General features: G+C 63.2%; 20 protein-coding genes. 15 read left to right on the top strand and 5 right to left on the bottom strand.

Features of this window, described 5'->3' with window-relative positions; genetic code table 11:
- Positions 1 to 168: 168 nt before the first annotated feature.
- The 9 genes from ftsZ to dnaE all read left to right on the top strand — a co-directional run bounded on the left by ftsZ (position 169) and on the right by dnaE (position 9,982).
- Complete coding sequence (gene ftsZ, locus ACIPY3_RS13005; protein ID WP_400271631.1) at positions 169 to 1,389, top strand: cell division protein FtsZ; 1,221 nt, start codon at positions 169 to 171, stop codon at positions 1,387 to 1,389.
- Between the two features lie 20 nt (positions 1,390 to 1,409).
- The gene (locus tag ACIPY3_RS13000) at positions 1,410 to 2,123 is read left to right on the top strand and encodes a polyphenol oxidase family protein (protein ID WP_400334642.1); all 714 of its coding nucleotides are present in this window, start codon (positions 1,410 to 1,412) and stop codon (positions 2,121 to 2,123) included.
- Positions 2,110 to 2,865 carry a YggS family pyridoxal phosphate-dependent enzyme gene (locus ACIPY3_RS12995; RefSeq protein ID WP_400334640.1) on the top strand — a complete coding sequence of 252 codons (756 nt, stop codon included), beginning with the start codon at positions 2,110 to 2,112 and terminating at the stop codon, positions 2,863 to 2,865. The genes ACIPY3_RS13000 and ACIPY3_RS12995 overlap by 14 nt, the downstream gene beginning before the upstream one ends.
- A gap of 86 nt (positions 2,866 to 2,951) precedes the next feature.
- The gene (locus tag ACIPY3_RS12990; protein WP_397322879.1) at positions 2,952 to 3,485 is read left to right on the top strand and encodes a cell division protein SepF; all 534 of its coding nucleotides are present in this window, start codon (positions 2,952 to 2,954) and stop codon (positions 3,483 to 3,485) included.
- Between the two features lie 109 nt (positions 3,486 to 3,594).
- Positions 3,595 to 3,882, top strand: coding sequence for a YggT family protein (locus tag ACIPY3_RS12985; RefSeq protein ID WP_397322878.1), 288 nt, complete (start codon positions 3,595 to 3,597; stop codon positions 3,880 to 3,882).
- Between the two features lie 154 nt (positions 3,883 to 4,036).
- Entirely contained in the window at positions 4,037 to 4,747 is a 711-nt protein-coding gene (locus tag ACIPY3_RS12980) for a DivIVA domain-containing protein (protein ID WP_400334638.1), read from the top strand.
- Positions 4,748 to 4,844: 97 nt separating this feature from the next.
- Positions 4,845 to 5,435, top strand: a complete 591-nt coding sequence (gene lspA, locus ACIPY3_RS12975) for a signal peptidase II (protein WP_400334636.1) — start codon at positions 4,845 to 4,847, stop codon at positions 5,433 to 5,435.
- Positions 5,428 to 6,354, top strand: coding sequence for an RluA family pseudouridine synthase (locus ACIPY3_RS12970; RefSeq protein WP_400271637.1), 927 nt, complete (start codon positions 5,428 to 5,430; stop codon positions 6,352 to 6,354). Before lspA ends, ACIPY3_RS12970 begins: the two co-directional genes overlap by 8 nt.
- Positions 6,355 to 6,424: 70 nt before the next feature.
- Positions 6,425 to 9,982, top strand: a complete 3,558-nt coding sequence (gene dnaE, locus ACIPY3_RS12965; protein ID WP_400334634.1) for a DNA polymerase III subunit alpha — start codon at positions 6,425 to 6,427, stop codon at positions 9,980 to 9,982.
- A 13-nt stretch (positions 9,983 to 9,995) separates the two neighbouring features.
- Here dnaE and ACIPY3_RS12960 read toward each other — a convergent pair whose 3' ends face one another.
- Positions 9,996 to 10,535, bottom strand: coding sequence for a flavin reductase family protein (locus ACIPY3_RS12960; RefSeq protein ID WP_400334632.1), 540 nt, complete (start codon positions 10,533 to 10,535; stop codon positions 9,996 to 9,998).
- A gap of 79 nt (positions 10,536 to 10,614) precedes the next feature.
- Between ACIPY3_RS12960 and ACIPY3_RS12955 the strand changes: the two genes are divergently transcribed.
- The 3 genes from ACIPY3_RS12955 (at position 10,615) to nrdR (ending at position 13,188) form a co-directional block, all read left to right on the top strand.
- Entirely contained in the window at positions 10,615 to 11,148 is a 534-nt protein-coding gene (locus ACIPY3_RS12955) for a hypothetical protein (RefSeq protein ID WP_400334630.1), read from the top strand.
- 4 nt (positions 11,149 to 11,152) lie between these two features.
- Positions 11,153 to 12,517: a histidinol dehydrogenase gene (gene hisD, locus ACIPY3_RS12950; RefSeq protein ID WP_400334628.1), complete on the top strand. Its 1,365-nt coding sequence runs from the start codon at positions 11,153 to 11,155 to the stop codon at positions 12,515 to 12,517.
- A gap of 167 nt (positions 12,518 to 12,684) precedes the next feature.
- On the top strand, positions 12,685 to 13,188 hold the full coding sequence (gene nrdR / locus ACIPY3_RS12945; RefSeq protein ID WP_400334626.1) for a transcriptional regulator NrdR: 504 nt from the start codon (positions 12,685 to 12,687) through the stop codon (positions 13,186 to 13,188).
- Positions 13,189 to 13,281: 93 nt separating this feature from the next.
- Here nrdR and ppgK read toward each other — a convergent pair whose 3' ends face one another.
- Entirely contained in the window at positions 13,282 to 14,100 is an 819-nt protein-coding gene (ppgK, locus tag ACIPY3_RS12940; protein ID WP_400334624.1) for a polyphosphate--glucose phosphotransferase, read from the bottom strand.
- 56 nt (positions 14,101 to 14,156) lie between these two features.
- Complete coding sequence (gene map / locus ACIPY3_RS12935; RefSeq protein ID WP_400334623.1) at positions 14,157 to 15,035, bottom strand: type I methionyl aminopeptidase; 879 nt, start codon at positions 15,033 to 15,035, stop codon at positions 14,157 to 14,159.
- Positions 15,036 to 15,143: 108 nt separating this feature from the next.
- Between map and ACIPY3_RS12930 the strand changes: the two genes are divergently transcribed.
- On the top strand, positions 15,144 to 15,308 hold the full coding sequence (locus ACIPY3_RS12930) for an SPOR domain-containing protein (RefSeq protein WP_387438536.1): 165 nt from the start codon (positions 15,144 to 15,146) through the stop codon (positions 15,306 to 15,308).
- On the opposite strand, the gene panB is transcribed toward ACIPY3_RS12930, so the two are convergent.
- Positions 15,305 to 16,210, bottom strand: a complete 906-nt coding sequence (gene panB / locus ACIPY3_RS12925; protein ID WP_400334622.1) for a 3-methyl-2-oxobutanoate hydroxymethyltransferase — start codon at positions 16,208 to 16,210, stop codon at positions 15,305 to 15,307. The genes ACIPY3_RS12930 and panB overlap by 4 nt on opposite strands.
- A gap of 188 nt (positions 16,211 to 16,398) precedes the next feature.
- On the opposite strand from panB, the gene glnA reads away from it, so the two are divergent.
- Together glnA and ACIPY3_RS12915 are read left to right on the top strand one after the other, a co-directional pair.
- Positions 16,399 to 17,739, top strand: coding sequence for a type I glutamate--ammonia ligase (gene glnA / locus ACIPY3_RS12920; protein WP_397322864.1), 1,341 nt, complete (start codon positions 16,399 to 16,401; stop codon positions 17,737 to 17,739).
- Between the two features lie 8 nt (positions 17,740 to 17,747).
- Positions 17,748 to 20,759, top strand: a complete 3,012-nt coding sequence (locus ACIPY3_RS12915; protein WP_400334620.1) for a bifunctional [glutamine synthetase] adenylyltransferase/[glutamine synthetase]-adenylyl-L-tyrosine phosphorylase — start codon at positions 17,748 to 17,750, stop codon at positions 20,757 to 20,759.
- Here the strand turns inward: ACIPY3_RS12915 and ACIPY3_RS12910 are convergent.
- Positions 20,747 to 22,231: an arylsulfatase gene (locus tag ACIPY3_RS12910; protein ID WP_400334618.1), complete on the bottom strand. Its 1,485-nt coding sequence runs from the start codon at positions 22,229 to 22,231 to the stop codon at positions 20,747 to 20,749. The two genes, ACIPY3_RS12915 and ACIPY3_RS12910, sit on opposite strands and share 13 nt — an antisense overlap.
- Positions 22,232 to 22,264 lie beyond the last annotated feature (33 nt).

The raw sequence follows: 22,264 nt of genomic DNA, 5'->3' as shown, positions 1-22,264 counted from the left end.
CAATCAAGCGACACGCGCAAGCGGTCATTGCATGAGTGAAGCAGAGCAAATACCGTCGCTGTAGAGTTACTTGACATAACTATAACCTTCAACTAGAGGGTTAAGGTCCAAGGATTCACGTTGGACTCGATCAGTTTCGCAATAGGACACAAGCAAGGGGCACGAAACGTGGCAGCACCGCAGAATTACTTGGCCGTCATCAAGGTCGTCGGCATCGGCGGCGGTGGCGTGAATGCAGTCAACCGGATGATCGAAGTGGGCCTTCGCGGGGTCGAGTTCATCGCCATCAACACTGACGCGCAGGCGCTGCTCATGAGCGATGCCGACGTCAAGCTTGACGTTGGACGCGAACTCACCCGTGGCCTCGGCGCAGGTGCCAACCCGGAGGTTGGCAAGCAGGCCGCCGAGGATCACGCCGACGAGATCGAGGAGGTCCTTCGCGGCGCAGACATGGTCTTCGTCACGGCGGGCGAAGGCGGTGGGACCGGCACTGGCGGCGCCCCCGTGGTTGCCCGCATCGCCCGCTCGCTTGGCGCCCTGACCATCGGCGTGGTAACCCGTCCGTTCACCTTCGAAGGCCGGCGCCGCGCAGGTTCCGCCGAGGCCGGCATCGATGCGTTGCGCGATGAAGTCGACACCCTGATCGTCATCCCCAACGACCGGCTCCTCTCCATCAGCGACCGTAACGTCTCCGTCCTGGACGCTTTCCGCTCGGCTGACCAGGTGCTCCTTTCGGGTGTACAGGGCATCACTGACCTCATCACGACTCCCGGCCTGATCAACCTTGACTTCGCCGACGTGAAGTCCGTGATGCAGGGTGCGGGATCGGCCCTCATGGGCATTGGCTCCGCCCGCGGCGAAGACCGGGCAGTCAAGGCAGCGGAGCTTGCCATCGCCTCGCCGCTCCTGGAGGCCTCCATCGACGGTGCCCACGGTGTCCTGCTGTCCATCCAGGGCGGCTCGGACCTTGGTCTGTTCGAAATCAACGAGGCCGCCCGGTTGGTCCAGGAAGTGGCCCACCCGGAAGCCAACATCATCTTCGGTGCCGTGATCGACGACGCCCTGGGCGACGAAGCCCGGGTTACGGTCATTGCTGCAGGCTTTGACGACGTGAAGGCGACGTCGCCGTCCATGGACCAGTCGCGGCCCGCGCAAAACCCGGTTCAGGCCGACCGTCCGGCTGCACCTTCGGCGGCCCCGGCCAGCGCGGCAGCACCGCAGCACGCCACGGCCGGAGTCGGCGCTGCGAGCCTCAGCAACTGGGGACAGCAGCGTCCCGCGGCCTTGCCTGCCGACTCGGGCTTCGACGTGGACCTTCCGGCCGTCGTCGAACCGGATCTGTCCGGCAACCGTTCGGACGACCTCGACGTTCCCGACTTCCTTAAGTAAGCATCGGGAGTCAACGCCAGGTGTTTTGGTGGCGCAATGAAGTACGTCCCGGTGTCTCCGTCGCCTTCACGGACATGGGTGCCGGGAACCTGGCGCTCCATGTAGGGGATGACCCGGGAGACGTGGAAGAGCGTCGGATCCGCCTGGAGGCAGCAGCCAATCCGGGCGGACCGCGCTTCCAGTACATGAACCAGGTGCACGGGAACCACGTCGCCGTGGTTTCCGGCTATGGTCCCGGCCCCACGGCCGATGCCATGGTATCGGTAGCCGGAACTGGGCCGGCACAGCCTTTGGCGGTCATGGTTGCCGACTGCGTACCGGTCGTCCTCCTGGGTGAGTCGGACTCGCATGATCCTGTGCTTGCTGTTGCCCACGCGGGTCGACCCGGGGTTGCCGCGGCCGTTGTGCCTGCCACTGTCGAGCACATGCGCCGCAACGGTGCACGCGCCATCGAAGCCTGGTTGGGGCCGTCGATTTGTGGAAAATGCTACGAAGTCCCGGAGGACCTCCGCGCCGACGTTGGCCGTCTTGCACCGGCAAGTTGGTCGGAGACGTCCTGGGGGACCCCTGCCCTGGACCTTCCTGCTGCTGTCCGGGCGCAATTGGCGGACCTTGGAGTGGTGGTCAGGTACTCGGGCGGGTGCACTTTGGAGAACGAGGCCCTTTTCTCATACCGGCGGGATTCCCGAACCGGTCGATTCGCAGGTTTGGTGTGGACGCATGACAAGCTTTGAACCCGCCGCCGCTGTTCCACCTTCAGCGTCTGACGACCGCAGCTTGGTCCTCGCCCGGCGCTTGGAGTCGGTGGCGCAACGGATTGATGCAGCCACCGCCGCAGCCGGACGCACAGACCGGCCCCGGTTGATTGTGGTCACCAAGTTCCATCCGGCGGCGGATGTCCGCAGGCTGGCGGCGCTTGGCGTCCGGGATGTTGGCGAGAACCGGGACCAGGAAGCTTCTGCCAAGGCCGCGGAGTTGACCGATCTGGACCTTGACTGGCACTTCATTGGCCAACTCCAAAGCAACAAGGCCAAGTCGGTGGCCAAGTACGCAAGCTCCGTCCAGTCCATTGACCGGATCCAGTTGGTGTCCGCCCTCGAAAAAGCGATTGCCAGGGAGCGGGAGGCTACCGGTCGGGCTGACCTTGAGTGCTTTATCCAAGTCAGCCTTGAGGACGACGCCGGAGCCCACCGTGGTGGCGCGCGGCCAAGCGACGTGGAGGCCATCGCGGAAGCCATTGGCCGGTCCGCGGGGCTGAGGCTCGCCGGCCTGATGGCTGTCGCACCCCTGGGGGCGGAACCCGAATCGGCCTTCGAAAGGTTGGCGGCGGTCTCGGCCCAGCTGAGGGTCCAGCATCCGGACGCGGCGGCGATCTCGGCGGGGATGAGCCAGGATCTGGAATCCGCCATCAAATTCGGAGCGACACACCTGAGAATAGGCTCCGATATTCTCGGTTCACGTCCAGCCGTGGGGTAGCGTCAAAGTATTGGAATGACGGGCCGGGGTTCCAACTACGTCAGGTCATGGCGGCCCGCCTACTGCAGAAACGATAGGAGTGCACCATGGCTGGCGCTCTGCGCAAGACAATGATCTATCTTGGGCTCGCCGACGGCGATGAACACTACGAATCTGAGCAGGCCGTCGCGCACCACGAAGAAGAACGCCCCCAGCCGCAGGAACGGGAAGAGCGCCGAGCTCCTGCCCCGGTCCGGGAAGTTGTCCGTGAAATGCCCACAGTTGACGCCGAAGAGGAATACCGCGCACCCGTGACACCCATCAAGCGTGCGGCCTCCAGCCGCGAAGATGCCTCCGGCTTGAGGCAGATCACCACCGTCCATCCCCGTTCCTACAATGACGCCAAGCTCATTGGTGAGAGCTTCAGGGACGGCATCCCCGTCATCATGAACGTCACTGACATGGGGGAGGCGGACGCCAAACGGCTGGTCGACTTCTCCGCTGGCCTGGTGTTTGGCCTGCATGGCAGCATCGAGCGGGTCACCAACAAGGTGTTCCTCCTCTCGCCGTCGTATGTGGAAGTCATCGGTGATGACAAGAAGGCCAGCGAATCGCAGGCGAGCTTCTTCAACCAGAGCTGAGAACGATCTTTATTTTTAGATGCCAGGCGGGTCATCCCGCCTGGCATCTGTGTTGCAATAGTAGGGACCGATCGGCATTCCGGAACAAGTGGGAGATCTGAGCTAACTCGTGGGCATTGTTTTCGGCCTTATCTATATTGTGTTGTTGCTGTTTTTCATTGCTCTGATCATCAGGTTGATCTTTGAATGGGTGCAGATGTTCGCCCGTCAGTGGCGGCCCCGTGGTGTGGCTTTGGTAACAGCGCACGTGGTGTATTCAGTGACGGATCCGCCACTGAAGCGCTTGAGGAGGCTCATCCCTCCCTTGCAACTGGGCGGAATCTCGCTGGACCTGGGGTTCCTGATCCTGATAATTGCCGTTAGCATCGCCATGGCGGTGACCAACGGCCTCGCTTAGCAGGGAGCGGAGCCGTATGTCCTAATGGACGAGGCCCGCAAATTCGCCAAATCAACACGATGGTGTTGAATTGGAGGAACAAGATGATATTTAGGTACCGTAGTTTTGAACGGCCGGAAGGCCTACTGACTAACTAGACCAACGAGGTGACCAGATGGCTTTGACGCCAGAAGACGTTGTCAACAAGCGCTTTCAGCCGACTAAGTTCCGCGAAGGCTACGACCAGGACGAGGTGGATGACTTCCTCGACGAGATCGTGGTTGAACTGCGTCGCCTGAACCAGGAGAACGACGAGCTCCGCAAGAAGCTCGGCGAAGCTGGTTCGGCCATGCCTGCGGCAACTGCAGCGGCCCCGGTCGTCGAGAAGGTTCCGGCTCCGGCCAAGGCGGACAAGGAAGCAGAAGCCAAGGCTGAAGCGGAAGCCAAGGCTGCCGAAGCCGCCAAGAAGAAGGAAGCAGAGCAGGCTGCCGCCGCCGCTGCGGCCGCTGAAGCTGCCAAGGCCCCGGCTCCCGCCGCCAACACCCACACGGCCTCGGCCGAGTCTGCTGCAGGCCTGCTGGCCATGGCACAGCAGATGCACGACAAGCACGTGGCGGACGGTGCCCAGCAGAAGGACAAGATCATTGCCGAGGCCCAGATCGAGGCCTCCAGCTTGGTCAACGATGCACAGGAGAAGTCCCGCAAGATCCTCGGTGCCCTCGAGCAGCAGCGTTCTGTCCTTGAACGCAAGGTTGAGCAGCTCCGTGGCTTCGAGCGCGACTACCGCTCCCGCCTGAAGGCTTACATCGAGGGCCAGTTGCGCGACCTCGACGCCCGTGGTTCCGTTGCCGCCCCTGAGGTTGGCGAAGCAACCGCTGACGTTTAGCAAGTATTCTGAAAGCCGGTGGCTGAGGACTCCTCGGCCACCGGCTTTTGCTGTTAAGGCCTTGGCAGCTCCCGCATGGATCACGAATGAAAGCCTTATGACCGACGACATCACTGACGGCGCATCCCGGCCGGCTCCTCCTGTCCAGCGCAAGTGGCGCCCCGCCATGCTCTGGCTCTTTGCGGGCTTTGCCGTGTTTGCCTACACCTTCGACCAGCTCACCAAGCTCTGGGTCACCAGCACCATGACCGAAGGCGAGCGGATTCCCGTGCTTCCGCCCCTCCTGCACTGGTACTACATCAGGAACTCGGGAGCCGCCTTCTCCATTGGCGAGAACGTCACCTGGATCTTCACGATCGTCATGGCCGCGGTGTCCGTGGCCATCCTGTTCCAGCTTCGCAAGCTGGGCTCGGCGTGGTGGGCGCTGTCCCTCGGACTGCTCCTTGGCGGCGCGTTGGGGAACCTCACCGACCGGCTCTTCCGTGAACCGTCGTTCGCCATGGGCCACGTGGTGGACTTCATCCAGCTGCCGAATTTTGCGATCTTCAATATTGCCGACTCCGCGGTGGTCTCCGGAGTGGTGATTATCTGCCTCCTGACCCTGCGGGGCATCGGCATGGATGGCAAGCGGCACGTTGCCGAGCCAAAGCCCGCCAAGGGTGGGACGGGGGAAGCTGCCGGTGAGTGACTCGGTGGTTGTACCGGAAGAACTGGCGGGCGCCAGGGCGGACGCCGGCTTGGCAAGGTTGTTGGATATTTCCCGGTCCGCCGCCGCCCTCCTGATTGCCGAGGGGCATGTCACCAGCGGCGGAACGGCGCTGGGCAAGTCCGCCAAGCTGGTTGCCGGTGCCGTGCTGGATGTAGTGGTTCCGGAGCGTCGGGATCCCCTGGAAGTGGTGGAGGAAGTTGTGGAAGGCCTGAAGATCCTGCTGGATGACGAGGATTTCGTCGTCATCGACAAGCCGGTGGGGGTTGCTGCGCACCCCTCACCCGGGTGGGTGGGCCCCACAGTGGTAGGGGGATTGGCCGGCGCCGGCTATCGGATTTCCACGTCGGGGGCACCGGAACGGGCGGGCATCGTTCACAGGCTCGACGTCGGTACTTCCGGCGTCATGGTCGTCGCCAAGACAGAGCACGCCTACACGCTGCTGAAGCGTGCCTTCAAGGAACGGACCGTGGACAAGGTCTATCACGCCGTGGTCCAGGGTCTTCCGGATCCGCTTGAAGGGACCATCGATGCTCCGATCGGCCGGCACCCGGGGCACGATTGGCGTTTTGCCGTGGTGGAGGATGGACGGCCCTCCGTGACCCATTACGAGGTGCTTGAAGCGTTCGGCAAAGCCACGCTGGTGGAAGTCCACCTGGAAACGGGCCGGACCCACCAGATCCGCGTGCACTTTTCCGCTCTCCGGCATCCTTGCGCGGGCGACCTCACCTACGGAGCAGATCCGCGGCTGGCTGCCACCCTTGGCCTGACCAGGCAATGGCTGCACGCGCGTCAATTGGGTTTCACGCATCCCCGCACGGGGGAATGGACAGTGGTTACCAGCGACTATCCGGCGGACCTGCAGTACGCCCTGGATCTTCTGGCCAGCGGCGCTGCCTGAGCATGCGGCTGCCCGCCCGGTCCGGTGCTACCTCCGGGTGTTGTCCGTGCTTGGACGGTAGACTGTCCGGGTGACTTCCAGCAATGATTCGTTCGTCCACCTGCATACCCATACCGAATACTCCATGCTGGATGGAGCAGCCCGGCTGGGCGAGCTGTTCGATGAAACGGAACGGTTGGGCATGCCTGCCCTGGCGACGACGGACCACGGTTACCTCTTCGGGGCCTTCGATTTTTGGCGCAAAGCCACGGACAAGGGCATTAAGCCGATCATCGGCGTTGAAGCCTATGTGACACCGGGAACTGCGCGCGGGGACAAGGAACGCGTCCGTTGGGGCGAGGAGAGCCAGCGCAAGGACGATGTCTCCGGTGGTGGCTCCTATACGCACATGACCCTGCTGAGCTACAACAACGTGGGCATGCGGAACTTGTTCCGGGCCTCCTCCATCGCCTCGCTGGATTCCGTGTTCGGCAAGTGGCCGCGGCTGGATCGCGAACTCCTGAACACCTATTCCGAAGGACTCATTGCCACGACGGGTTGCCCGTCAGGTGAAGTCCAGACCCGGCTGCGCCTGGGCCAGTACCGTGAAGCGGTTGAGGCCGCCGCAGAGTTCCGTGACATTTTCGGGGCCGAGAACTACTTTTGCGAGCTGATGGATCATGGCCTGGACATCGAACGGCGGGTCACCGGTGACCTCCTCCGCCTGGCCAAGGACCTGAACCTCCCGCTGGTTGCCACCAACGACCTTCACTACACGCACGAGCATGATGCCAAGGCCCACGAGGCACTGCTCGCCATCCAGTCAGGTTCCACACTCCTTGAGCCCACTTATGACAACGGCGGCTCCAGGTTCGCTTTTTCCGGGAGCGGCTACTACCTGAAGTCGCCGCAGGAAATGCGCGAGCTCTTCCGCGACCACCCCGATGCGTGCGACAACACCCTCCTGATCGCCGAGCGGTGCGAGGTGTCCTTCAACACGGACGCCAACTTCATGCCGCGGTTCCCCTGCCCGCCGGGCGAAGACGAGACGTCCTGGCTGGTGAAGGAAGTGGACAAGGGGCTTGCATACCGGTACCCGCAAGGTATTCCGGACAACGTCCGCAAGCAGGCCGACTACGAGCTCGAAGTCATCACGTCCATGGGCTTCCCGGGTTACTTCCTGGTGGTTGCCGACTTCATCAACTGGGCCAAGAACAACGGAATCCGCGTGGGTCCCGGCCGTGGTTCGGGTGCCGGTTCCATGGTGGCCTACGCCATGCGCATCACGGACCTGGACCCGCTGCGGCACGGCCTGATCTTCGAACGGTTCCTCAACCCTGACCGTGTGTCCATGCCCGACTTCGACGTCGACTTCGACGATCGGCGCCGTTCGGAAGTCATCGATTATGTGACCAGGAAGTATGGCGACGAGCGTGTGGCCATGATCGTCACCTACGGCACCATCAAGACCAAGCAGGCGTTGAAGGACTCATCGCGCGTGCTCGGATACCCCTTCAGCATGGGTGAGCAGTTGACCAAGGCGCTTCCGCCTGCCGTCATGGCCAAGGACATCCCGCTGGCCGACATCCAGAACCCTGAGGCCAAGCGGTACGGTGAAGCGGGCGATTTCCGCCAGCTCGTTGCCACCGATCCCGAGGCCGCCAAGGTCTTCGAAACGGCCTTGGGCATTGAAGGGCTGAAGCGTCAGTGGGGCGTTCACGCAGCGGGCGTCATCATGTCCTCGGACCCGATCATCGACGTGATCCCCATCATGCGCCGTTTCCAGGACGGCCAGGTCATTACCCAGTTCGACTATCCGACGTCCGAAGGCCTTGGCCTCATCAAGATGGACTTCCTGGGTCTTCGAAACCTGACGATCATTTCGGATGCCCTCGAGAACATCAAGATGAACCGGGACATCGACCTGGACCTCGAAAACCTCGAACTCGACGACGCGGCGTCCTACGAGCTCCTGGCACGCGGCGATACCTTGGGCGTGTTCCAGCTCGACGGCGGTCCCATGCGGTCGCTGCTCAAGCTGATGAAGCCTGACAACTTCGAAGACATCTCCGCCGTGCTCGCGCTGTATCGGCCTGGTCCCATGGGCGCCAACGCCCACACGGACTATGCGTTGCGCAAGAACGGCATCCAGGATGTCATCCCGATCCACCCGGAACTGGCAGAGCCGCTGCAGGACATCCTTGGTGGCACCTTCGGCCTGATTGTCTACCAGGAGCAGGTCATGGCCGTGGCCCAGAAGCTGGCAGGCTACTCCCTGGGCCAAGCAGACATCCTGCGCCGTGCCATGGGCAAGAAGAAGAAGTCCGAACTGGACAAGCAGTTCGCCGGCTTCTCGCAAGGCATGCAGGACAACGGCTATTCGCAGGAGGCCGTCAAGACTCTTTGGGACATCCTCCTTCCCTTCTCGGACTATGCCTTCAACAAGGCCCACTCGGCCGCGTACGGTGTCATCTCCTACTGGACGGCGTACCTGAAGGCCCATTACGCGCCCGAGTACATGGCCGCCCTGTTGACGTCCGTGGGCGACGACAAGGACAAGTCGGCCATCTACCTCAACGAATGCCGCCGAATGGGCATCACCGTGCTGCCGCCGGACGTCAACGAGTCGTCGCTGAACTTCACCCCGGTGGGCCAGGACATCCGCTTCGGAATGGGCGCCATCCGCAACGTGGGCGTGAACGTCGTGGACGCCATGGTTTCGGCCCGGGCCACGGAGGGTGCGTACACCTCGTTCAAGGACTTCCTGATGAAGGTCCCCGCGATTGTGTGCAACAAGCGGACCATTGAATCCCTGATCAAAGCCGGGGCGTTCGACTCCCTTGGACACCACCGTCGCGCCCTGGCCATGATCCATGAAGAGGCCATCGACTCAGTCATCACGCTCAAACGCAACGAAGCGATCGGCCAATTCGACCTTTTTGCCGGGTTCGAGGACCAGGAGCCTGAAGCTTCGCTCAGCACGGAGATTCCGGATCTTCCCGAATGGGAGAAGAAGGACAAGCTCTCCTTCGAACGCGACATGCTGGGACTTTACGTTTCGGACCACCCGTTGCAGGGCCTGGAAGGCGTTCTGAGCCAGCATGCGGAAATGTCCATTACGTCGATCATCGCCGAGGACGGACCGCACGACGGTGCCATTGTCACCATCGCGGGCATGATCACCTCACTCAGCCGGCGCATTGCAAAAGCCAGTGGCAATGCGTATGCCCGGGCGGAAATCGAGGACCTTGGCGGCTCGATGGAAGTGATGTTCTTCGGGCAGGTCTACGGACCCATAGCTTCGGTGCTGGCCGAAGACTTGATCGTGGTGGTCAAGGGAAGGCTGCAGCGCCGTGACGACGGCGCGGTCACACTGAACTGCATGGAACTCTCCGTGCCGGACCTGAGCGAGAGCGTCAACGGACCCGTGGTCATCACCATTCCAACGTTCAAGGCTACGGAAACCGTGGTGACGGACCTGCGTGACGTCCTCAGGACCCACAGGGGAAACTCGGAAGTCAGGCTCAAGCTCATGGGTGACACCAAGGTGGAAGTCATGGGACTCCCGGTTCACTTGCGGGTCAACCCCAGTCCATCCCTTTTTGGGGACCTGAAGGTCCTCCTGGGGCCCGCCTGCTTGGACAACTAGGCATGCCCGGGGGCTAGATTTCGTAGTCCAGGGGGGCTGGCTTGCTGTAGCTGCCGCTGTGGTAGAGCAGGGGAGTGCCGTCGTCGCCCACCTGGCCGTCCACCACCTCCACAACCACCACGGCGTTGTTCTCGAAGGAGAGCCGCATCTGGATCTTTCCAACAAGCCATCCCGTGACGTCCTTGAGGATGGGGACTTCGTGGGGGCCCGGTTCCCAGTGGTCGCCTTCGAACCGGTCCCGGGTGCGGGCGAAGCGGTCGGCCAGGGCCTGGTTTTCCAGGCCCAGCATATGGACGCCGATGTAATTGGCGTTTGCCACCGCCGGCCATGAGCTGGAGCTTCGGGCCATGTTGAACGTGAAGCGCGGCGGTTCGGCAGACAACGACGCCACGGAAGTGGCCGTGAAGCCGAACGGCTTTCCGTTGAGATTTGCCGTAATAATGGCCACTCCGGCGGCGTGGCGGCGGAACATTTCCCTGAAGGTCTGTTCGAAACCGGGTGTTGCACTTCCCACGGTGGTCTGGTCTCCTGCGCTGGGTGCTTGGGCTGGCATCTTCCATCAGGGTATTCCCCGGAGGGGCCGCAGTGGCCTTTTTCATGAGCCAGCATGAACCTTTGTTAATGTGAGTTGCATGACCGAGCCCGCAGTCCATGTTCCTGCTGACACAGAAGCAGTTCCCCTTCGCCGCCCAATGCAGCCCAAGGAGCTGCTGTGGCTTGCCGTTCCCGGCCTTTCGGGCCTTGTCCTGGGGCTCCTGTGGTGTGTACTGGCCCCTGGTGGCTTGAACATCTTGTCCGGCAATCCTGCGTTGGCCAATCCCTCGAATCCCGATTCCTGGCTGCCGAGAGACCTCGTCCTTGCCGCCCTGATGCTTATCGCGGGCTGCGTTGTGGGACTGGTGCTGGACGGCAAACTTCAAGGAAACGGGGCCGGCCGACGTCTGGCCTTTGCCTTGGTGGGTGGTGTGATCGGCGCGTGCCTGTCGTGGTTGGCAGGACTTCTCGCGGCCATGCTCTGGGGCATGGCGCCGGATCCGTCCCTTGGCCCCGAGTATGGCTTCACCCTCCGTTCGTATGCGGTCCTCCTGTTGTGGCCCGGAGCTACCGCCTTCATGACGTTCGTCCTGGCCTTGTTCGGGGTTCTTTCCGGGAAGCCCGTAAAATAGGCAGGTGACCACTCCTTCGGATACTGCTTCCCCCGCCACTGATTCCCTGAACTTCCGCACCATCGACTTCCGCGGCCGCCGGCTCTCGCTTGCGGAGTTGCGGGCCGCCGTTCCGCGGGCGCAGCATCAGACGTTGGCCGACGCGGAGCGCAAGGTCCTGGACATCATCACGGATGTGCGCCGGCGCGGCTTCGCCGCACTGGGCGATCTCGCACGGAATTTCGACGGCGTTGAGCAGTCGCACCCGCGGGTTCCGGCAGAGGCCATTGCCCGTGCCCTGGCGGAGCTCGATCCCGCTGTCCGCGCTGCCTTGGAAGAGTCCATCAACCGTGCCCGGCAGTTTGCCGAGCGCCAGCGGCCCGCCAACGTGGATGTGAGCCTCGGTGATGGCGCCGTGGTCAGCCAGAACTGGATTCCGGTGGGCAGGGTGGGGCTTTACGTGCCGGGCGGGTTGGCCCCGCTGGCCTCGTCCGTGATCATGAACGTTGTCCCGGCGGTTGCTGCAGGCGTGCAGTCGATTGCCTTGGCATCGCCGCCCCAGAAGGACTTCGGCGGCCTCCCGCACCCCACCATCCTGGCTGCTGCATCCCTGCTCGGCATTGAGGAGGTGTATGCAATCGGTGGAGCCCAGGCAATCGTTTCATTTGCGTACGGCATCCCGGGCGACGGCGCGGAACAACCGATTGAGCCCGTCGACGTTGTGACCGGTCCGGGAAACATTTTCGTTGCCACTGCCAAGCGCCTGGTCAAGGGCGTGGTAGGCATCGATTCCGAGGCCGGCACCACGGAAATTGCGATCCTGGCCGATTCCAGTGCCCAAGCGCCGCTCGTGGCTGCGGACCTCCTGAGCCAGGCCGAGCACGACCCCAAAGCAGCGTCCGTCTTGGTGACTGACTCCCCGGAGCTGGCCGACGCCGTCGTGCTTGAACTGGGCCGCCACGCTGCAGCTACCAAGCACAGCGCCCGTGTATTCGAGGCTCTTTCGGGGCCGCAGTCCGGTGTGGTGTTGGTTGATGACCTGGAACAGGGAATCGCCGTGTGCAACGCCTACGCGGCGGAACACCTGGAAATCATGACGGCGGATGCGTCCGCTGTTGCGGGGCGCATCCGCAATGCCGGCGCCATTTTCGTGGGCGACTACAGCCCTGTAAGCCTGGGGGACTACTGCGCAGGCTCCAACCACGTGCTGCCTACCAGCGGAACCGCAGCTTTTTCCTCGGGGCTCAATGTGACGACCTTCCTGCGGGCTGTGCAGGTCATCAACTACGACCGGTCGGCTCTGGAACAGGTCAGCAACCACATCGTCAGCTTGTCCGGCGCGGAGGATCTCCCGGGGCACGGTGACGCGGTGAAGATCCGCTTCGCCTAAGGCCGCAACCACTACATATGCGGGTGGCCACCACTACATGTAGTAATTACACGCTTGTCATTAGGGCATGACCGTACGTAAACTGGTGCCGGAAGTGAAACTTCCGGCACCTTTTGCGTTCCCGCGCGGCAGGTGCCAGTCAACGGAAACCATCAGGGAGGCCCAACGTGTATTGTCCGTTCTGCCGGAATCCTGATTCCCGTGTGGTGGACAGCCGCATGGCTGACGATGGCTCATCAATCCGCCGCAGGCGCCAATGTCCGGAATGCGGCCGGCGCTTCACCACAGTGGAAACCACCAGCTTGTCCGTGATCAAACGTTCGGGAGTCGGTGAACCGTTCAGCCGCATCAAGGTGATCAGCGGTGTCCGGAAGGCCTGCCAAGGGCGCCCTGTCACGGAGGACGACCTCGCCATGCTGGCGCAGGAGGTCGAAGAAAACATCCGCTCGTCGGGTGCGGCTGAGATCGATGCCCACGAGGTAGGCCTGGCCATTCTGGGACCGCTGCGCAAGCTGGATGAAGTGGCCTACCTCAGGTTCGCCAGCGTGTACCAGGCCTTCGAATCACTGGAAGACTTCGAATCGGCCATCTCTTTGCTTCGCCATGAAGCAGAGGCCCACGCGAAGTCCTCCGCCAAAGGCACGAAAGGCTCCGAGAAGAGCCAACTCTGACTCCGGTGGTGGCAGCGGAGGGGAAGCCGCAGCCACCACCGGCACTCTTCCCGGACCATGACCGGTCCGGCCTGGCGTCGGAACGCCGGCCTGCTATTTGGCCAGCTTGTGGTGGAGGGCCACCTCAAGGGCCGCGCCGACGATCCCGGCGTCATTCTTCAACTTTGCCGTGACAATCTTCGTGCGCAGTTCCAAATGCGGGAAGTACTCGTCGGATCGCTTGGAGATGCCACCGCCGATGATGAAGAGCTCGGGCGAGAACAGGAATTCGACGTGCTGCAGGTATCGGTTGAGGAGCACCCCGTATTCATCCCAGCTCAGGCCGTCCCGTTCGCGGGCCACGGCCGAGGCCTTCGTTTCGGCGTCGAAGCCATCCACTTCCAGGTGCCCAAGTTCGGCATTCGGAACCAATGTGCCGTTGAAGATGAAGGCTGAGCCGATGCCCGTGCCGAGGGTGATGACCAGGACCGTACCGTCAACGCCTTCGCCTGCGCCGTAGCGTGCCTCGGCGAGGCCGGCGGCGTCGGCGTCGTTGATGACCTCGACGGGACGGCCAAGCCGTTCCGTGAACTTCTTGTCAATGTCGGCGTCCAGCCAGGATTTGTCGACGTTGGCGGCCGAGTGGACCACACCGTGCTGGATGATGCCGGGAAAAGTGACGCCGATGGGAGAGTCTGCCGCGGGTGCATCGGGACGGTTGGAGAGTTCCTCCACGATTTCGGCCACCACCTCGGCGACTGCCTCGGGTGTGGCCGGCTGCGGCGTCGGAACGCGGAAGCGGTCACCGATCAACTTGCCCTTCTTGAGGTCGACAATGCCGCCCTTGATACCGGTGCCGCCGATGTCGATTCCGATCAGCGGGCGGTTCTTGTGGGTCTTCTCATCCTTTGTGGACAATTCAATTCCGTTCATGGCAGGAGGGTTGGACGTGGCGCAGCCACCGGAGCGGCGTGCCCCTTCCGGGAAGTTCAGGGAAGGGTAAGGATTTCCGCGCCGGCCTCGGTGACCAGCAGGGTGTGTTCGAATTGGGCCGTGCGTTTGTGGTCCCTGGTGACGACGGTCCAGTCGTCGGCCCACATGTCCCATTCGATGGTGCCGAGTGTCAGCATGGGCTCGATGGTGAACACCATGCCGGTCTCGATCACCGTCTTGTACGCCGGAGCGGCATCGTAGTGCGGAATGATGAGGCCCGTGTGGAAGGCCTCTCCGACGCCGTGACCGGTGAAGTCCCGAACCACGCCGTAGCCGAATCGCTTGGCATACGATTCGATGGCGCGGCCGATGACATTGATTTCGCGGCCCGGGGCCACGGCCTTGATGGCCCGGTTGAGCGACTCCTGCGTACGCTCAACCAGCAAACGGGACTCTTCGTCCACGTCGCCAACCAGGAAAGTGTAATTCGTGTCGCCATGCACGCCGTTGATGAAGGCCGTGATGTCGATGTTGAGGATGTCGCCGTCCTGCACCACCGTGGAATCGGGGATGCCGTGGCAGATCACTTCATTCAGCGAGGAGCACAGGGATTTGGGAAAGCCCCGGTAGCCCAGGGTCGAGGGGTAGGCGTTGTGGTCCAGGAGGAACTCGTGGCCGATCTTGTCCAGTTGGTCCGTGGTCACTCCCGGCTGGATGTGCGTGCCCACCTCGACGATCGCCTGGGCGGCGATTTTGGCAGCGATCCGGATCTTCTCGATGGTCTCCGCCGACTTGACTTCCGAGCCGGTGAACTTGGCCGGGGCCTTCTTGCCGACGTACTCGGGGCGGGCGATTGACCCTGGTACCGGCAGTTCGGGACTGATGGTTCCCGGAGCGAGCGTGCCGATGGGTGCGGTGGAGACTGGAGAAGGCATAGATTGATCATATAAGGCGGGCACGAGACGCAAGTAACAATGCGTGCCGGTTCCAAGAGGACCCGCCAACGTTACGCGACGGAGAGTCCACTGACGCTAGGAGGAGACGTGACGGAGTACTGGTACAACGTCAAGACGCACCAGATCGAGGAGGACGCCATGTCCGACTGGACCCAGCTGATTGGTCCCTACAAAACCCGCGAAGAAGCCGAGCACGCCTTGGAAAAGGTGAAGCAGCGCAACGAAGCCTGGGATGCCCAGGACGACGACTAGAACGAGTGCTCAGGTCCTGGGAACCGGCCTGACCGTACATCGGCGCCGTAGGCAGCGGCGGCTTGGCCCAGGGTGCTGCGGAGATCGGCATACTGCTTGACGAACTTTGCCATCTTGCCCCCACGGAGTCCGGCCATGTCCTGCCACACCAGCACCTGGCCCGTGGTGTCCTTGCCGGCGCCGATGCCAACGGTGGGAACCCTCAGGGCGGCGTCAACGGCAGCAGCTGTCCCGGCAGGAACCATCTCCATGAGAACGCTGAAGGCTCCTGCGTCCTGCAGGGCCACGGCGTCATCGATCAACCGTTGGGCATCGTCGCCACGTCCCTGGACACGGTAGCCGCCCAGGGAATGTTCGCTCTGCGGGGTGAATCCGATGTGGGCCATGACAGGAATGCCGGCCTGCACCATGGCGCGGACCGTTTCGGCATAGTAGGCGGTCCCTTCGATCTTGACGGCGTGCGCCAGCCCTTCCTTCAGGAAGCGCACCCCGGTCGCTACGGCCTGTCCGGGGGACACCTCGTAACTGCCGAAAGGCAAATCGGCCACCACCAGGGCGCGCTTGGCGGAACGGCTCACGGCGCGGCACAAGGGCAGCAATTCGTCCACCGTGACGGGAAGGCTCGTCTCATTGCCGAAGACATTGTTGGAGGCTGAATCGCCTACCAGTAGTACTTCGATGCCGGCCTGGTCGAAAATCTCCGCCGTGTATTGCTCATAAGCGGTCAGCATGGCGAAGCGGCCGCCGTTGTCCTTGGCCTGCTGCAGGTGGTGGATCCGTACCTTGGAAACGGGCTTCCTGGCGTCCGTGGAGGGTGCTTGGGCGGCTGCGGCGGGACCCGACCCGTAAGGGGCGGGAACTTCGGCGGGGGTGCTGGACTCAGGAAGGTTGCTTGGGGCCATGGATAGAGCCTAAGCCGTGCCGGCGGGGGCTGCCAGCAATGTGCCAAGCGTCACCATTTGTAAACGCTGTGTTACGCGGTGTCCCTGCGGCGGCATTCGCCACGAATGCTTAGTAGAGTGAAGGCTGAGCTGCCGCGCCTTCCGAACGGAACCGTGCGGCGTGGATACCGACCGGAAAAGAGGCCCCAATGGACCGCCAGCAAGAGTTCGTTCTGCGGACGATCGAAGAGCGTGACGTGCGCTTCGTACGCTTGTGGTTCACCGACGTCGTGGGTTCGCTGAAATCCGTGGCCCTGGCGCCGGCAGAGGTTGAGGGTGCATTCGAGGAAGGACTCGGCTTCGATGGCTCCGCCATTGAGGGCCTGGCCCGTGTCTTTGAATCTGACATGCTGGCCCAACCCGACCCCTCGACGTTCCAGATCCTGCCGTGGCGCGGCGAGACCGAACAGACCTCCAGGATGTTCTGCGATGTGCTGACCCCGGATGGGGAGCCCTCCGCTGCCGATCCCCGCAACGTCCTCAAGCGCACCCTTGCCAAGGCCGCAGACATGGGTTTTACCTGCTACACGCACCCGGAGATCGAGTTCTACCTTCTCAAGTCCAAGGATCTTGGCCCGGACGGGGCCCCGGTGCCCGTGGATGAGGGCGGCTACTTCGACCACGTTCCGGGCGGAGTTGCGCAGGATTTCCGGCGCACTGCCGTCACCATGCTCGAATCAGTAGGCATATCGGTGGAGTTCAGCCACCACGAAGGCGGCCCCGGCCAGAACGAAATCGACCTTCGGTACGCCGATGCGCTGCAGACAGCGGACAACATCATGACTTTCCGCACTGTCATCAAGGAAGTGGCCCTGCAGCAGGGCACCTATGCCACGTTCATGCCCAAGCCGTTCACGGACCACCCCGGCTCCGGAATGCACACTCACTTCTCCTTGTTTGAGGGCGACACCAACGCTTTCTTTGAGGCCGGAGCCGAGTTCCAGCTGTCCAAGACCGCCCGCCAGTTCATTGCCGGCATCCTTCGGCACGCGCCTGAGTTCACGGCAGTCACCAACCAGTTCGTGAACTCGTACAAGCGGCTGTGGGGCGGCGGTGAAGCGCCGAGCTACCTGAGCTGGGGCCACAACAACCGTTCCGCCCTGGTCCGCGTCCCGCTCTACAAGCCGGGCAAGGGGCAGTCGGCGCGCATCGAGTACCGCGGCATCGACTCTGCCACCAACCCCTACCTCGCTTACGCGGTGCTCCTGGGTGCCGGTCTGAAGGGTATCGAGGAAGGCTACGAGCTCCCGGCGGCCGCCGAAGACGATGTCTGGTCGTTGACGACGGCCGAGCGGAAGGCCATGGGTCACGCTCCGCTGCCTGCCAGCCTGCACGACGCCATCCGCGCCATGGAAGAGTCGGAACTCGTGGCGCAGATCCTGGGAGAGCAGGTCTTTGAACACTTCCTGCGCAACAAGCGCGCCGAGTGGCAGGACTACCGTCTGCAGGTCACGCCTTACGAGCTGCAGCGCAACCTCGGCATCCTCTAGGCGGCGCTGTGAGCCTTGCACGCCGGCTCATCTCGGCTGGATTCAGCGACCTGGAGAAGGGGGAGCGGTTCCTCGCTGCCCCGGAACTTGAGGGCTTGGAACAGGAAGCCTTGTTCAGCGGCCTGTCCCTGGCCGCCAGTCCGGATACTGCTTTGCAGTCGCTGGTGAGGCTCATCGAGAAGAACCCCGGACTGAAAACGCTGGCTGCAGCGGACCCGGACACCAGCGAGCCGCTGTATCGGCTGCTCGGCGCGTCGGAGGCGTTGGGGGAGTTCCTCATGCGCCGGCCCGAGCACCTGGACGTGTTCAACACCAAGGTCAGTCCGGAACCCCTCTCCGCATCGAGTGACGAGCTGCGTTCCCTCTTGCTGCGGTCCGTCAAAGCTGATCCCGGCTCGCTGCGTCCCATTGCCGGCCTGACCGGCCTACCCGCCTATACGGCCTTGCGCGCTGCGTACCGGCGGGGATTGACCGAACTGGCCATCAAGGACCTGTGCGCGGCCTCGCCGCAGGACTTCATGCCGGCCGTCGGGGCCGAACTGGCTGACCTGGCCGGTGCAGCCATCGAGGCGGCCCTGGCCGTCTCCCGGGCCGAAGCGACAGGACAGTTCGACGCCGAGGAGGTTGCCGGCGTCGGGCTGGCCGTCATCGGCATGGGCAAATGCGGCGCCCGCGAACTGAACTACATTTCCGACGTCGACGTCATCTACGTGATGGAGGCGGCGGATCTTGACGACGCCCGCGCAGCAACGATAGGCACCGCCTTGGCCTCCGGTATTTCCAGGGCGATCTCCTCGTTTGCACCCGAACCCGGGCTGTGGGAGGTGGACGCGAACCTGCGTCCGGAAGGCAAGTCAGGGCCTCTGGTACGAACCCTCGCCTCGCACCTGAGCTATTACGCGAGATGGGCCGAAAGCTGGGAATTCCAGGCGCTCCTGAAGGCACGGACCATCGCGGGAGACCGGGACCTGGGCCAACGCTATGAGGAAGCCGTGCAGCCTCTTGTCTGGGCTTCCGCCGGCCGCGAAGGATTTGTGGAATCCGTCCAGGCCATGCGGCGGCGCGTGACCGACCACATTCCTGCTGCCGAGGAACAACGCCAGATCAAGTTGGGGCGGGGTGGGCTGCGGGACGTCGAATTCACCGTCCAACTCCTGCAACTCGTCCACGGAAAGTCCGACGAGTCCCTCCGCTGCCGCGACACCACTTCGGCGATCGCCGCTTTGTCCGCAGGTGGCTACATTGGGCGGGTGGACGCTGCAGCCTTCGATAACGCGTACCGGTACCTCCGTGTCCTTGAACACCGGATCCAGTTGTTCCAGCTCCGCCGCACCCACCTCATGCCCGTGGCCGAGGACGCCCAGCGTTTCCTGGCCAAAGCCGTCCTGGGGCCGTTCGCCCTCGAACGGCCGCATCCGGACCAGCTGATAGGCGCTTGGCAGAAGACCAAACGTGCAGTTCGGGACCTGCACGAACGCATTTTCTATCGCCCCCTGTTGAACACGGCGGCGAAACTCAGCAGCGAAGATGCCAAGCTCAGCCCGGAAGCCGCGCAGGGCAGGCTTGCCGCCCTGGGCTACCTCGACCCGCAGGGCGCCATGCGCCACATCGAGGCCCTGACAGCCGGAGTAAGCCGTCGGGCGGCCCTGCAGCGCCAACTTCTTCCCATCCTTCTCGGCTGGCTGGCCGAGGGCGTGGATCCGGACGCCGGGTTGCTGGCCTTCCGTCGGGTCAGTGAGGCGTTGGGGACCACCCACTGGTACCTGGGACTGCTCCGGGATTCACAGGCTGCAGCCGAACGCCTGTGCCAGGTCTTGGCGAATTCCCGACTGATTGCGGATTTGTTGGAGGTCTCGCCCGAGTCAGTGGCATGGCTGGGCAGTGACAAGGACTTGGCCCCCATCCCCTTCGACGCCCAGTGGCAGGAAATCCAGTCCAAGCTCTCGCGGCATCCGGATCCTGGAGGCGCCATGCGCCTCATCCGGCTGATCCGCCGGCGTGAAATCCTTCGAACGGCCATCGCAGACAGCGCAGGACTGTTGGACCAGGATGCTGTGGGCCTGGCCCTGGCCGAAGCGGACCGCGCAGCCGTCCTGGGTGCCCTGCACGTAGCGGAAGCAGCAGTGACCGATGCCGGACCGCTGAAGACCGACGTCCTGGTGGTGGCCATGGGCCGGCAGGGCGGGCGTGAGATCGGCTATGGGTCCGATGCGGACGTCATGTATGTGCATCGGGCACGTCCCGGGTTTACGGACGCCGAAGCGCAGGAACAGGCAACGACGATCGTTGCCAGGATCTCAAGCCTCCTGACCCAGCCACTCAAGCCGGCCATCATGGCCGAGAGGGTCCTGCAAGTGGATGCCGACCTTCGGCCGGAGGGCAAGAACGGGGCAATGGTCAGGTCCCTGGACTCCTATGCCGAGTATTACCGACGGTGGTCATTGATTTGGGAAGCGCAGGCCCTTCTGCGCGCCCGGCCCATGGCCGGATCGGACGAGCTCGCCCGGGACTTCGTCCGGCTTATCGATCCCATCAGGTACCCTGACGAATTGTCCGAGCAGGATGTACGTGAGATCCGACGCATCAAGGCAAGGGTGGAATCCGAGCGACTCCCTCGAGGGGCCGATCCTGCCCGCCACGTGAAACTTGGCCGGGGTGGACTGAGCGACGTCGAGTGGCTGGTGCAGCTGATCCAGCTCCAACACGCTGGAAAGCACCCGGAATTGCGGAGCACCTCAACGTTGGAGGCACTTGCCGCAGCCGAACGGCTGGCCCTCATAGGAAAGGGCGACGCCGGTTTGTTGCGTCAGGCGTGGAAGCTTGCCAGCCGTATCCGGTCGGCGAACGTGATTGTGACGGGTCGGGCTTCGGACCTCTTGCCGTCGTCGCGCCGCGACCTGGAAGCGGTGGCTCGCTGGTGTGGATATGCACCGGGAACCGCGGGCAAGTTCGAGGAAGACTACCTGCGCTTGAGCCGACGTGCCCGGAGCGTGTTTGAAAAGAAGTTCTACGGGACCTGAGCCGCAGCTATTGCCTCGCGGGTGTGCCGCAAAATGGAGACCACGGGTGCGCCCGGGACCAGCCTGTCGCCAACCACGAAGCCTTCTTCGCGGTGGCGCAAGGCTTCCACCAGGCGATGCCGCCAGAGTTCCACGTCGCCTTGGTGGGCAGGATCCCCGGCGAGGTTCCAGCGTTCCTGGGGATCGGCGTCGAGATTGAACAACTCTTCGGTGCCTTTGCCCGAGCCCCAAATGTATTTGTAGTGGCCGTCGGTGAGCCAGTGCAGGTTCTGGCTCCAGTAGACATGTTCGCCATGGAGCCAGTCGCGGACCGGGCCGGTGCCATTACCACGGACAAGCGCTGCCAAGGACTTGCCGTCCACGCTGTCAGGAATGGGCAGCCCGGCCAGTTCCAGAAGAGTGGGCATGAGGTCGCGGAGTTCCACCACATGGTCTACCACAGCGCCGCGCGTGGACCCTCCGGCACTGGGTGCATCCGCAATGATGAACGGGACCCGGGCGGAGCCCTCGTAGGGCACGGCCTTCCTGAACATGTGGTGGTCGCCCATCATCTCACCGTGGTCGCTGGTGAAAGCGATGATGGTGTCATCCAGCAGCCCGAAGTCGGCCAACGATTCCTTGATCCGGTTGACCTGGAGGTCGATCTGCGCCATGAGCCCGAAGTAGCCAGCCCGGGCCCGATGGACCACGCGGTCCGGGATGTGTCCATAGCTTGCCTGGTAGTTTCCATCTGCCCGGAAGTCGTCCCAATGATGTTCCCAATCGCCTTCCACGGTTTCGTAGGGCGGGATGTTGAGGTACTGCTCGAAGGCCCACGACGGCGGGTCGTAGGGCGGGTGGGGCCGGTGGAAGGACAAGTACAGGAAGAAGGGCTTCACCGGATCCCGCCGCTGCATCCATTCGATGGCCTGCGTTCCAATCCAATGGCTGGGGTGCAGGTGTTCGGCCTTGTCCCATGTCCTGGCCACGATGGAGTTGCAGTTGACGCCGTGGTCGAAGTAGTCGGCGTCGGCCGGCACTCCCGGTTGCCTCCGTAACCAGGGCACATAGTCGTCAAACAGGGAAAAGTGCTGCCGATGTTCCTTCCGGGCGTGGTGCAGGTAGCCGTCGTGCAGGACGACGTCGTCGAATCCCACTCTGGAGCGCTCAGGCCAAACATGCATCTTGCCGATGGCCTGCGTGTGGTAGCCGGCCTTCCGGAACTCGCCTTGGACGGTGACCGGATGTGCGGCGTGGAAGGGCACTCCGTCGTCGTAGCCCACGCGTCCGTGCCGCTCCTGTGATTGCCCCGTGAAGAGCGCGGCGCGCGCCGGGACGCAGGAGGGAGTGGCCGAGTATCCTTTGGAGAACCGCACACCGTTCCTGGCAAGTTCATCAAGGTGGGGTGTCTCAAGGTGTGGGTGCCCGTCGGCAGACAAGCAGTCTCCCCGCCATTCGTCCACACAGATGAGGATGACGTTCGGCTGGCTCATCTACGGGGTTTCCTAACTCTAGGGGAGCGGCTG

Source organism: Paenarthrobacter sp. NPDC089714 (assembly GCF_044748905.1).
In the GTDB taxonomy this organism is placed as follows: domain Bacteria; phylum Actinomycetota; class Actinomycetes; order Actinomycetales; family Micrococcaceae; genus Arthrobacter.
This window is presented reverse-complemented; position numbering and strand designations above follow the sequence as displayed.

Coding starts and splice junctions, on each gene's coding strand:
- ACIPY3_RS12995 (WP_400334640.1), top strand. CDS start 2,110: ATGACAAGCTTTGAACCCGCCGCCGCTGTTCCACCTTCAGCGTCTGAC.
- lspA (WP_400334636.1), top strand. CDS start 4,845: ATGACCGACGACATCACTGACGGCGCATCCCGGCCGGCTCCTCCTGTC.
- map (WP_400334623.1), bottom strand. CDS start 15,035: ATGCCTTCTCCAGTCTCCACCGCACCCATCGGCACGCTCGCTCCGGGA.
- ppgK (WP_400334624.1), bottom strand. CDS start 14,100: ATGAACGGAATTGAATTGTCCACAAAGGATGAGAAGACCCACAAGAAC.
- ACIPY3_RS12960 (WP_400334632.1), bottom strand. CDS start 10,535: ATGCCAGCCCAAGCACCCAGCGCAGGAGACCAGACCACCGTGGGAAGT.
- ACIPY3_RS12910 (WP_400334618.1), bottom strand. CDS start 22,231: ATGAGCCAGCCGAACGTCATCCTCATCTGTGTGGACGAATGGCGGGGA.
- glnA (WP_397322864.1), top strand. CDS start 16,399: ATGGACCGCCAGCAAGAGTTCGTTCTGCGGACGATCGAAGAGCGTGAC.
- ACIPY3_RS12990 (WP_397322879.1), top strand. CDS start 2,952: ATGGCTGGCGCTCTGCGCAAGACAATGATCTATCTTGGGCTCGCCGAC.
- ACIPY3_RS12955 (WP_400334630.1), top strand. CDS start 10,615: ATGACCGAGCCCGCAGTCCATGTTCCTGCTGACACAGAAGCAGTTCCC.
- ACIPY3_RS12980 (WP_400334638.1), top strand. CDS start 4,037: ATGGCTTTGACGCCAGAAGACGTTGTCAACAAGCGCTTTCAGCCGACT.
- panB (WP_400334622.1), bottom strand. CDS start 16,210: ATGGCCCCAAGCAACCTTCCTGAGTCCAGCACCCCCGCCGAAGTTCCC.